Genomic DNA, 10,840 nt, shown 5'->3' with positions numbered 1-10,840 from the left:
GCGGGAGCCGGCAGTTTGTCGTAGCGTTAAATTACGGTGCCACACCTGTGGCTTCAAAGGGAATCGGGTTAAAGACCCGGACTGCCCCCGCAACTGTAAGCGGTGAGTGCAAAGGCGACACCACTGGCCGAAAGGCTGGGAAGGGCCCGCGCGTATCGACCCGCAAGTCAGGAGACCTGCCGTGAAACCGAAGGCCCGCTTGCCTTTATCTTATCCAACGTCGCCGGAGGGGCGGCATAACAAGGGACTTTCTCATGCATATCGAACCGGGCGTCGTTGACGGCGCCAAAATGGTATTTGCCTATGGCACCGCCGCAGCCGCTGCTGCCTACTCTGTCAAACTGGTCGTTGATGATCTGGCTGGACACAACATTGCATCTTTTGCCATCCGAACTTTGCTGGCTACGGTCGGCGTTTTTGTATTCTTTGAAGTGCTGCCGCATTTTGCCGTCGGCGTGTCCGAAGTGCATTTCATCCTTGGCACGACTTTGTTCCTGCTGCTCGGCGCTGCGCCATCGGCAATAGGGCTGGCGCTGGGCTTGCTGGTGCAGGGCATGTTCTTTGCGCCGTCCGACATGCCGATGTATTTCGTCAATGTCACAACTTTACTAGTGCCACTTTTCGCCATTTATTCGCTGACGCATCGCATCATTCCGCAGGATCGTGCTTATGTTGATCTGGCCTATGCGGACGTGCTCAAGTTGTCGGTCGCGTATCAAGGCGGTGTTGTCGCGTGGGTCGCATTCTGGGCATTCTACGGCCAGGGTTTCGGCGCGGATAATCTGAACGCCGTCTGGACTTTTGGCGCGGCCTATATGCTGGTTGTCCTGATCGAGCCAATTGCTGATCTGGCCGTTCTGGCAGGCGCCAAGGCACTACGCGGCGGCGGTATGCGGGAAATGTTCACGCATCGCCTATATAACGCGTCCTGATTTCAGGTTTTTATCTCCGGGTCCGGTAACGGGCCCGGTTTTTTTATGGAATGACACTATGATCCGAGATCTTTGGCTTATCGGAATCGGCACTGGTAGCCTCGGCCATGTGACTGGCGAGGGGATGCGGGCGCTGTGCGATGCGGCGACTATCCTTGTTCCGGAAAAAGGCGCGGGCAAAGATGATCTCGCAGAATTGCGCCGCCGCATCCTTACCGCGAGTGGCTCGGCGGCACGGATCGTTCCATTTGAGTACCCGCTGCGTGATCCGGACCTGCCCTATATCGCGCGGGTTTCGGCATGGCATGACCAGATTGCGGAGCGCTGGCAGACGGCTATGGGCAGTGCTGGCTCAGATGGCCCCGTCGCGCTGATGGTCTGGGGCGATCCATCGCTCTATGACAGTACCATGCGTATTGCCGCGCGCCTGCCTTCGCCGCCTCAAATCCGGGTGGTGCCGGGGATTACCGCAATTCAGGCCCTGACGGCGGCCCATGCTATCCCGCTAAACACGGTAAATGGCCCTGTGCAGATTACCACCGGGCGGCGCCTGCGCGATCATGGTTGGCCGAAGGACGCTGAGACGGTCATAGTCATGCTCGACAGTGAATGCAGTTTCCGAAATCTGGACGCCACAGGTATTGATATCTGGTGGGGGGCCTTTCTGGGGATGGCCGAGCAGGTATTGTATAGCGGGCCATTGGCGGATGCTGCGGATCGTATCGTTGATATACGAAGAGCCGCACGTGCTGAACATGGATGGATTATGGATACCTACCTGCTCCGCAAGAAGTGACGCATGTGCCTTTTGCGCACAAAGTAGTTGCGGTGATTTTACCCGCAGTGCTAGCGCAGACGCGAGAAGAGTTAGGCGTCCTGACCTAAGAACGCTAGCGTAGTCTAGGATAATTTAACGACAGCATAGATGATGTCATTATACTAAAGCGTAATAGGTCCAGTTTTTTAACAGTGAGTAAACAATACCAATTGATCAAAAGCGGGGGCTTTTGCACTTAAAGGCAGTAGCAACGCCGGATCATGTAGCGGAATGTTTTCCCATTTTGGGGCCAACGACAGCCCACGCGATTAGCGCGATTGCCAAAAATGCACCTACGACATTCACGAGCCTGCCCAGTTCCACGCCTTGCAGGGGCATCATTAAACATGAGGCGGCGATGATATAGAAGGTGCGCGCAATCGGCCCAAGCCGGCTTAGGCCGTATCCTATCACGCCCGCAGCACCCAGAGTTACGCCCACAACGGCCATCGAGACATCAACAGCAATGAGCCAGATTGGGCCTTGCAGTAGCAGGCTTGGTGATAATACGAACAGAAACGGTATGATGAAAACGGCCCAACCAAAACGTACCGCCTCAAAACCTGTCGCAAGCGGGTCTGCACGCGCGATGCTGGCCGCCGCAAAGGCACCAATCGCCACGGGTGGTGTGATCATCGACAAACAGCCGAAATACAGGATGAACAAATGGGCAGCCATCGGCTGTATGCCCATTTGAATGAGAGCTGGTGCGATAAGCGTTGCCAGTAGAATGTAGACGCCTGTTGTCGGCATACCCATCCCCAGAATGATGCATGCAACTGCTGAAATCATGAGCAATGCAATGAGGCTGCCGCCTGATAGCTGGACCATCGCAAGTGTAAGGCCGAAACCCAGACCTGTGTAGTTGAGAGTGGCGATAACAACCCCTGCCGCCGCCGCGACCATAAAGATATCCAGCACCTTAAGGCCTGTATCGCGAAAGATGAAAAACCAATCCGCAAGGTTTGGGCGCTTGCCACGAAAACCGAAGATTGTCGCAGTGATGACAACTGAACAGGATGCGAGCAAAGCGGCTGTTTCCGGGCGGTATTTTAGAACAAACAACGCTATGATCAGTACGATAAAGGGAACCGGAAAATACCATCCGGCTTTTAAAAGCTGCCGTCCGTCCGGGATTTCGCTAGGGTCAAGGCCCCGCATGTTAGCGCGCGCTGCCTCTAGATCGGCTTGGATGAACAATGCCATATAGAATAGAAGTGCCGGAACAAGAGCCGCCAGCGCTACAGCTGAATACTCCACCTGCAAGAACTCGGCCATCAGAAACGCGGTAACCCCCATCACCGGCGGCAATAACTGACCACCGGTCGAAGCTACCGCCTCGATTGCCCCTGCGAGCTGTGGTCTAAATCCTGCTTTCTTCATCATCGGGATCGTCACAACACCTGTGGTTACGACATTTGCGACTACTGAACCTGAGATCGATCCAAAGAGTGAAGACCCCAAAATGCTGATCTTTGCCTGCCCTCCTCGATACTTGCCCATCAAACTCGCTGAAGCATCAGTAAAGAAATCCGCACCCCCTGTTTTAAAAAGAACGGTGCCAAAGAACACAAATGCTACGACAATTGTTGTAACGATCGTCAGAACAGAGCCAAGGATTGCCGTGGAATCCCACAGCAGAAAATAGATGAAGTGGTCAGGCAGGATACGGCGTCCTGAAATTTCGGTGGGCAGGAGATGACCAACAAATGCGAGCACCAATGCGCCGAGGACGACTAGAGTGATGATCATGCCTGATGTCCGCCTGACGCCCTCTAGCAACATAGCAAGCATGATAATTGCCGGAATTAATCCGTCTAACGGGCGCTTTGCGGTCAGTTGCGAAAGGTCTGGAAAGCGAACCATGACGTATAAAGACAACGCGCAGCCCAGAACGGCCGCCAATATGTCAAACCATGGAACGCGGCGTTCGGCCTGACTGAACTCGTGTTCATCGCTGGCTTCTCCGTTCTTTGCCTTGCGCGCGGGCATCAGCAAGAAGATTAGCGGAAAGGCAAATGCCAATAGCAACGAGATATACTGTTCTGTGTAGACTGCGATCCCCACCAATCGAAGGATGTCAGCGGCCCAGATCAATGCGATCAACGTCATCATCGCAGCCATGGCATTCGTCAGTTTTGTCACGAAATTCTCCAGCAGATAAAGGCGTCGGAACCGAAATTCCGACGCTTACTTAAGTTATTAAAGGCGTCTTAATGTCCTAGGCTCTGATATCAGGGCCAGATGTTCTGTTCACGGTAAAACGCTTCTGCGCCAGGGTGGTAGCTTACGCTGGCATATGGTTTCGCCATTTGGTCAGGATCGAACAGGTCCAAGCCAGGGAATACCTCTAGAAGCGCTGCTTTGTTCGCATAGATCGTTGCCGTGATTTCCTGTACAACTTCGTCAGGGACATTGACGTTCGCAAACAAAACCAGATCGTTGACAAGAACATCAGTCGCTTCGGCAAAACCATCCAATGCGGGATTGGCTTCGACACCCATACCATAGATCTCAGGGACGATCTCTTGGGCTTTTTTGAGGGATTCTTCATCCGTCGGGAACGGCAATGCACGCAGACCGCCAACACTTGCTGCAACTTCTTTCACTTTACCCGCGCCGACCGCGAAATAAAAGGCATCGGACTGACCAGAGGAGAGTAGATCGGCAGAACCGGGAATGTTTTGCGTTGGCACACATTCGATGTCTGTTGTCTCAAATCCACCAACGGCGCGCACCACTTCGAGCATGGGATTTCCAGAAACCTGCGCTGCATATTCACAGGGCATACGGTTTCCTTTGATTTCGGCGTAGGTTGTGATGGGCGAGTCGGCGCGCACAAAAATTGCCCCCCGAAGCGCAGTCATGCGGGCCACGATCCGAAGGTCGGACTGGGGGCCATTTTCTGCGTAGTCGTTGGTGCCTGCGACGGCAAAGATAACATCGGGAATCGTGGTAATCCCAAAGTCGGCGATGCCTGCATTGATATCAGTTAGACCCGACGATTGCTGCGGCGTTATCACGGCGCGAACGCCGCCAGCATCACCAAGAACTTTGCCGATGGCGGCCCCTGTCGAGTTAGTGAACCCACCAGCTGCAGTGGTCACAATTGTAACGGTTTGCGCATTAGCCGCTGATACAGCCGCTGTTGCGAGAGTTGCCGCGAGCATACCAGCATATAGTTTATTCATTGTCATTGTCTCCTCCCAAAGGTTTTGCAGATTTGTGCGAACAGCATTTTGTGTGCTGATCGCCCGCCCCATGTTTGATGAGGATCTGACATACGAAACTTGACATGAAGTTTGCCATTTGCGCCAATCACAATATAGCGGTTATCCATAAGTAGAGCTAATGGAATTTATACTACGTTTGTCACGAATTTTTTGCCAGCAAGCCGGTGAGGTAAAACGCCCGTCATTTCAGAGGTCTCGGTCGAGCAAGCTGTGCTGCGTCAGGAAAATTCCCTGACGCAGCACAGCTTTAGTCAGTGGATGCAAATGGGCCGTATTCTGTGACAGTTTGGGTTTGCGGTTCGCATGACATCATCAGATCGAAATATGAAATCTCTGGCGGATTGCCGCCTGTCCGTGCCAAAACGCCCTCTCGCCATTTGTCATCATGCGCGCGTTGCGCCGCCTCTTTTGACGGCCAAAAATAAACTGCGCCGCCAAATTCGCCGTTACGGATAAAGTGCTTTGCGATCAGGTCGGAATTGGCAAGCCATGCCTGTGCGCCTTTCTGCGCGTCTGAATACTCTTGCTCGAGGGTGATCCCTTCGCGATTTTTGATAAGTACCAACTCAACGATCATTCAGTATCCTCCCGCATATTTTCGCCAGAATTTAGTCCCTCGCTGCCGAGCTTATGTACTGAGGCCCAGGTTCCAAATCCGCTTCACTTCTGACCAGTGTGTCTCGCCAGCCTGACGTGTTTTATCTGCGACTGCCGAAGGGATATGTTGGGCTATGGCGATCTCATAACTCGGGCGCGCTTTCATACGCTCAAGCCATCCGGTAACTTGTGACCCTTCGCTGTCCAACAGGCCAGAGAAGCCGAGCCGATCAAGGCGGTCAATGTAAGAAAGCAGCGCAATATCTGAAATGCCAAACTCTGCCGACGTGATCCATTCTTGTTCCGTCAAGGCAGTTTGCATATCTTTAAGAGCCCGCTGCAACTGCCCGAATGCCTGTGTCACATATGTAGAATTCAGCCCGTGCGCCAGTAAATCAATACGCTTCAACCGGGCAATCGGATCCGGCATCTTTGAAATCGACGAGGCAATTTCGTCTGGCGTTTTGCTTGCCAGAATCTGATCGCGCGCAGCGGTGCTAAAGGTGATCGTGTTGATTGCAGAATGAATTGCTAATGTACGCAACAGCCAGTGACGCGCGGTAGTAGCAAGCTTGCGATCCTTTGGGATCAATTTGCAGTCGTTGTAATATGTATCCAGATATTCAAGGATCAAGCTGGATTCGGTAACGACAAAACCATCATCAATAAGTGTCGGCACCACGCCATCGGGGTTGAGTTTCAGATAGGTTTCGCCATGCTGCTCGGATGATGAGAAATCGACTATCTTGCTTTCATAGTCCAAGCCAATTTCGGCCAAGCCCAGGCGGACTTTGATTGAACAAACACTAGTGGGCGTGTGGTATAGTTTCAGCATAAAGGCATCCAGTGCGGTCTGAGGTTATGGGTCATGAGCGGTCGGGGTATTCTTGTCGCAGGGCGAATGGCATGTCTACAATTTTCAAATGCCGTGCGGGTTTTGACCAAAAAGGGGCGCGTTCCTGCCACCGTTCGGGAGTCTTAGTCGCGTGCATAGCGCCCTAACAGACTAGTGGCCTTGAGGCCGTGGTCGGTGATTGCATTGAATAACTCCTCGCGGGTCATGCCCGCGTCCAAGGCGTCTGGTGCAAGATCTGTTGCAATCAGCACAAACTCGTAGTTATGAGGAACATCGCCGACGTCAGGGCAGGGGCCAAAGTAAGTAGGTGTATTAATACGGTTTGTACCCCCGATGTAATTGCCGTCGACGGGTTCGCTGCTAAATGCACCTTCGGCCAATGATGTTGTCGTGCCAGAAATACCGTATCCAACCCAGTGCGTGACACCTAAACCGTAGTTGCCAACGGCATCATGCATAACCACTGCAAAGGATTGGGTATTTTCGGGTGCGTTTGACCATTCGAGAGGAGGTGAAATATTTTCGCCATCACAATTACGCGGGCCACCTTTTGCCGCGTATTTTCTATCCAGAATATCATTATTGGCAAAGGCTGGCGAAGTTAGCGTGAAGGCGTCTTGAGCTAGCGTTGCTGTAGGTATCAATCCGCAAGCAGCAACCGTCGTCACAGCCACTATTTTTTTTAATGACGATTTGATCATGATTTAGTTTTCCCGTTTAGATTGACGCAAGCAGCGCCGGTTTTTCAAAGTTCAAAAATCTTCTTTTCGGTTTTATGCAGGCAAGCACCCGGCCCGTCCGCTTCAATCATATAGTTATCGCAGATCACGGCAAAGACGCGGCCGTCGTCATAACCGGGATGCACTGCCAGAAGCATACCTTCGGCCAATGGCATCGTTTCATCCTGCCGGATCAGCGGCCGTTCAACCATCTCGCACCCTTGCCCGTGCGCGTACAGACGGGTCTCTTCGGGTAAGCCTTTTTCGGCCATCCAGATGTTGTGCTTGGCAAAAATATCGGCAGGTTTTGCGTCGGGCTGCATCAATGAGAGGGAGTAGTTTTGGGCCGCCAGCACATTTTGAAAGGCCTGTAACAGATGGTCATCTGCCGCGCCCAACACCATTGTTCGGGCAATTTCCAGATAGTGGCCGCTCGGACCGTTGATTTCAATCAGCATTGACAGATGGTCGCCCTGTGCCAGTTCGCGATTTTGAAAATGCCGGCCCGCAAAGCGCGAAGGTGTGCCCAATTCGGCCGAGCATCCTAGGAAAATACCTTGGTCGCTTCCAAGGCGGCGGCCAACAGCTTCGGCGTGGGCCATCACATCGCGATCATTCAAGCCGGGGCGAATATAGTCACATACCTCGGCAAAAATTTGGTCTTGCAGCGATGCGGTCGCTTGGATCAGCTTGATCTCCTCCGCGCTTTTGATCGCTTTCACCCTGTCCATTTCATCAGTGATATCTTTGAGTCCGGACTGCGGCAGGCGTTCTCCAAGCATCTTGATCAAGGAATGCGGCATGGCGGCCCCTGCAAGCAGGCCAATCGATTTGACGCCGTGCTTTAGCAGATCTTTGACTGCCAATTCGGCATCATATTCAAGGGTCTGCAAAATCGATACAAAGGATGGCGTGCCAAATACCTTGTCAACACCGCGCATATCCTGGTTGGTGCCACCAAGTTCCCTCAGAGCGCCAAACGCTCCCATTTCGACAACGACCATAGGTGCATCAGCATAAAAAATGACCGTCTTTGGATAACCGTTCAGCGCGGGAACATCGGTGAACCAGCGGACATAACCGCCCATCCAATCCTCGCGTGCGTGCATGATGATCGCATCGACGCCAGTCTCTTTCATTACCTGCCGAGCCAAAGCCCAACGCCGCGCCATTTCATTGTCCGAGACAGGGGAAATCGTGGTCATAATATATTCTTTCGGTTACGTTTTACGAGACCACTTAGGGCCGAAGGTCCGCTAGCAGCAAAGGTGTCCAAATTGCGCACCACTAATGGCAAGGCTTGTTGTTTGTAGATGTCAGCCATGCCACCAATGTGTGGTGTGATAAGTATATTTGGTGCGGACCAGAGTGGATCGTCTACAGGGAGTGGCTCTTTGGCAAAGACGTCCAAACCTGCGCCAGCGATATCGCCATTGTGCAGTGCAGTCAGCAACGCGGCCTCATCCACACATCCTCCACGCGAGAGGTTAACTAAGTGTGCGTGTGCAGGCATTGCCGCAAAAACATCGGCGTCGATGATGTGGTGCGTGCTTGCGTCATACGGTGTCAGCACAACGAGAAAGTCACATTCTGCTGCGGCGGATGAAAGTGCGCTCCGCTTGACCATCTTATCGAAATTCGGTGCTGCGCCGCGGCCATCAGAAACACCAATCACCGTCATATCGAAAGCCTTGCAGCGTTTGGCCAAGCTCTCGGCGATAGCCCCTACGCCAACAATGGTTATGGTCTTATGAAATAACAAACGCTGCGGCCAGCGCTCCCAAGTTTTCTGGTCTTGGTTGCGGTTCATGCGCGGTGCATCACGGTTCAGGCTTAACATCATCAGGAAAACCAGCTCTGACATTTGCGGGCCGTGAAAACCGTTGCAATTCGAAAGTGTCACATCCGCGTGTAGCGCAGGCATAGCGAGCAAATTATCGACACCGGCAGTAAGGGCCTGCACCCATTTCAAGCGTGTTGCGGCGGCAATTAAACTCTGGTCCAGATAAGGCGCAAGCCCAATGATTATATCTGCCTTTTCGGCGTGTATAAGGGCGGTCTCGTTGTCGACGGCTGATATATAGGTGTATTGGGGACAAAGCTCTTTCAGCTGCCCAACATACCAGTCTGCATCCACATCTCGGATAAGAACAGTTTTATCAAAAGAAGCGCTCATGCTAATTTGACCGATCTGCCCGCAAACGGATAGTTTGCGGACTTGTCATCGGTCGGAGTAATAGCTTGGCGCGTACAATATGTGCTAAAGTTCACGGTATGCTCCCAGTATAACGTATTTTAGTTTGGCGCAGAAACGCCTCTTACAGAGATCCTGCAAAGCTGGAGAAAACGTCTGATCGTGGCCCCGTGGTTCAAACTTGACATGAAGGCTAGTATTTGTGCCAATACCAATATCGCGCATATCCATAAGTAGAACCAATGAACCTTGAATCACGCCAACTTCGACATCTTGCCGCAATCGGGCGTCATGGAACGTTCGTCAGTGCAGCAAAGGCGTTGGGAATGTCTCAACCGGCGTTGTCGCTCAGCATCCAGCGACTGGAAGATATTTTAACAGTGCCGCTTGTCGTGCGTGGTCGCAGCGGTGCGACATTGACAGATGCAGGGCGGTTGCTGGCCGGCAGGTCAGAGGAAATGGATGAAACGATTTCAGCCGTTGTGCGAGAAATCGAGTTGGCGTCGCTGGGCATCAAGGGCACGTTGCGTATCGGGGGCACGCCGCTTGCGACGCATAACATCATTCCGGCAACAATTTCACTTATTCTGGATCAAACCAAGGACGTGGCGTTTGAGATTGTAGAGGCTACGGACGAAGATCTTTTGGATTTACTTGACCGCGGCTTGCTTGACCTTGTCATCTGCGCTGATGCTCAAATTGCAAACGCTGGCACCCATTCGTTCACACCGTTGTTCGAGGCAAAAACCGTTGTTGCCATGCGCAGCGATAACCCGCTTGCCAAGCAAAGCAGTCTGTCTCTTGATGCATTGCAAAACGAGATCTGGGCATTACCACCAACTGGCGGCACGTTTCGCAAGCAAATCGAGGCGCTTTATGTGACGAACGGTTGGGCGTTTCCGAAACGGGTCATTCAAACCGCATCAATTGCCACCTTGCTAAAAATAGTAAAACTGACCGATGCGGTCTCGCTTCTTTCCGAGCAACTTATCCTCGATGAATTAGAGTTGGGTTTGATGAAATGTATCGAGATCAATCATCCTCTTGCTCCAAGGGTATTTGGGATATTGAGGCGCAATGACCGGATGCCAAACAACTTGGCCAACCTATTTTGTAGAACAGTTATCGATAAGGTTTGCCACTAGCTTTGCCCAATTTAATTGAATAAAACTCTACGCGGTTTTAAATCTATTTGAACCGGATTGATGACGGTGCGCTATGCTAACATGGGTTTTTTGAGTGATAAAAACGGTCGGCGGTTAAAATGAACAACTGTGATTAAACCTTACATCCAGCCTAGCTTAGAGCGGGACGAAGGGTCAAGACGTGGCGCACCAATGTGAACGTAGACTGGATAGCAGAGCACATTTGGTGCAACAGATCGACCATCTGGTCTTGTCCCGCTTACGGGCTGGTCTCTCGCCTCATTTATGTGGCCTTCCGCCCGAAAGCCAAGGGGCTTTTGCCTCGGAGCGATGAGTGGCGACGGCGT

At 52.4% G+C, this 10,840-nt stretch carries 10 protein-coding genes and 1 riboswitch; of the genes, 3 read left to right on the top strand and 7 right to left on the bottom strand.

The features are described 5' to 3' along the window. Positions 1-17: 17 nt before the first annotated feature. A riboswitch (cobalamin riboswitch) is annotated at positions 18-198 on the top strand. A gap of 56 nt (positions 199-254) precedes the next feature. Continuing rightward, positions 255-932, top strand: coding sequence for an energy-coupling factor ABC transporter permease (locus tag ACXLHR_RS13730; RefSeq protein WP_458791958.1), 678 nt, complete (start codon positions 255-257; stop codon positions 930-932). 58 nt (positions 933-990) lie between these two features. After that, positions 991-1,728, top strand: coding sequence for a precorrin-6A synthase (deacetylating) (gene cobF / locus ACXLHR_RS13725; RefSeq protein ID WP_458791957.1), 738 nt, complete (start codon positions 991-993; stop codon positions 1,726-1,728). Between the two features lie 240 nt (positions 1,729-1,968). Here cobF and ACXLHR_RS13720 read toward each other — a convergent pair whose 3' ends face one another. From ACXLHR_RS13720 to ACXLHR_RS13690, 7 genes are all read right to left on the bottom strand, one after another. After that, positions 1,969-3,894: a TRAP transporter permease gene (locus ACXLHR_RS13720; protein ID WP_458791956.1), complete on the bottom strand. Its 1,926-nt coding sequence runs from the start codon at positions 3,892-3,894 to the stop codon at positions 1,969-1,971. An 89-nt stretch (positions 3,895-3,983) separates the two neighbouring features. After that, the gene (locus ACXLHR_RS13715) at positions 3,984-4,940 is read right to left on the bottom strand and encodes a TAXI family TRAP transporter solute-binding subunit (RefSeq protein ID WP_458791955.1); all 957 of its coding nucleotides are present in this window, start codon (positions 4,938-4,940) and stop codon (positions 3,984-3,986) included. A 289-nt stretch (positions 4,941-5,229) separates the two neighbouring features. Then, positions 5,230-5,559 (bottom strand): hypothetical protein, encoded by a 330-nt coding sequence (locus ACXLHR_RS13710; RefSeq protein WP_458791954.1) that lies wholly within the window; start codon positions 5,557-5,559, stop codon positions 5,230-5,232. Between the two features lie 51 nt (positions 5,560-5,610). Continuing rightward, positions 5,611-6,414 (bottom strand): glutathione S-transferase family protein, encoded by an 804-nt coding sequence (locus tag ACXLHR_RS13705; protein ID WP_458791953.1) that lies wholly within the window; start codon positions 6,412-6,414, stop codon positions 5,611-5,613. Positions 6,415-6,557: 143 nt separating this feature from the next. Continuing rightward, complete coding sequence (locus tag ACXLHR_RS13700; protein WP_458791952.1) at positions 6,558-7,136, bottom strand: YbhB/YbcL family Raf kinase inhibitor-like protein; 579 nt, start codon at positions 7,134-7,136, stop codon at positions 6,558-6,560. A 44-nt stretch (positions 7,137-7,180) separates the two neighbouring features. Then, a complete protein-coding gene (locus ACXLHR_RS13695; RefSeq protein WP_458791951.1) occupies positions 7,181-8,359 on the bottom strand; it encodes a M24 family metallopeptidase in 1,179 nt (392 codons plus the stop codon). Then, positions 8,356-9,330 (bottom strand): D-2-hydroxyacid dehydrogenase, encoded by a 975-nt coding sequence (locus ACXLHR_RS13690; protein WP_458791950.1) that lies wholly within the window; start codon positions 9,328-9,330, stop codon positions 8,356-8,358. Before ACXLHR_RS13690 ends, ACXLHR_RS13695 begins: the two co-directional genes overlap by 4 nt. A 260-nt stretch (positions 9,331-9,590) precedes the next feature. On the opposite strand from ACXLHR_RS13690, the gene ACXLHR_RS13685 reads away from it, so the two are divergent. Continuing rightward, positions 9,591-10,493 carry a LysR family transcriptional regulator gene (locus ACXLHR_RS13685; RefSeq protein ID WP_458791949.1) on the top strand — a complete coding sequence of 301 codons (903 nt, stop codon included), beginning with the start codon at positions 9,591-9,593 and terminating at the stop codon, positions 10,491-10,493. Positions 10,494-10,840: the final 347 nt, after the last annotated feature.

This window comes from Yoonia sp. MH D7, from assembly GCF_054439475.1.
Note: the sequence above shows the minus strand (reverse complement) of the source record. Positions and strands in the feature narration are given on the sequence as shown.

Coding starts and splice junctions, on each gene's coding strand:
- ACXLHR_RS13730 (WP_458791958.1), top strand. CDS start 255: ATGCATATCGAACCGGGCGTCGTTGACGGCGCCAAAATGGTATTTGCC.
- cobF (WP_458791957.1), top strand. CDS start 991: ATGATCCGAGATCTTTGGCTTATCGGAATCGGCACTGGTAGCCTCGGC.
- ACXLHR_RS13715 (WP_458791955.1), bottom strand. CDS start 4,940: ATGAATAAACTATATGCTGGTATGCTCGCGGCAACTCTCGCAACAGCG.
- ACXLHR_RS13710 (WP_458791954.1), bottom strand. CDS start 5,559: ATGATCGTTGAGTTGGTACTTATCAAAAATCGCGAAGGGATCACCCTC.
- ACXLHR_RS13705 (WP_458791953.1), bottom strand. CDS start 6,414: ATGCTGAAACTATACCACACGCCCACTAGTGTTTGTTCAATCAAAGTC.
- ACXLHR_RS13700 (WP_458791952.1), bottom strand. CDS start 7,136: ATGATCAAATCGTCATTAAAAAAAATAGTGGCTGTGACGACGGTTGCT.
- ACXLHR_RS13695 (WP_458791951.1), bottom strand. CDS start 8,359: ATGACCACGATTTCCCCTGTCTCGGACAATGAAATGGCGCGGCGTTGG.
- ACXLHR_RS13690 (WP_458791950.1), bottom strand. CDS start 9,330: ATGAGCGCTTCTTTTGATAAAACTGTTCTTATCCGAGATGTGGATGCA.
- ACXLHR_RS13685 (WP_458791949.1), top strand. CDS start 9,591: ATGAACCTTGAATCACGCCAACTTCGACATCTTGCCGCAATCGGGCGT.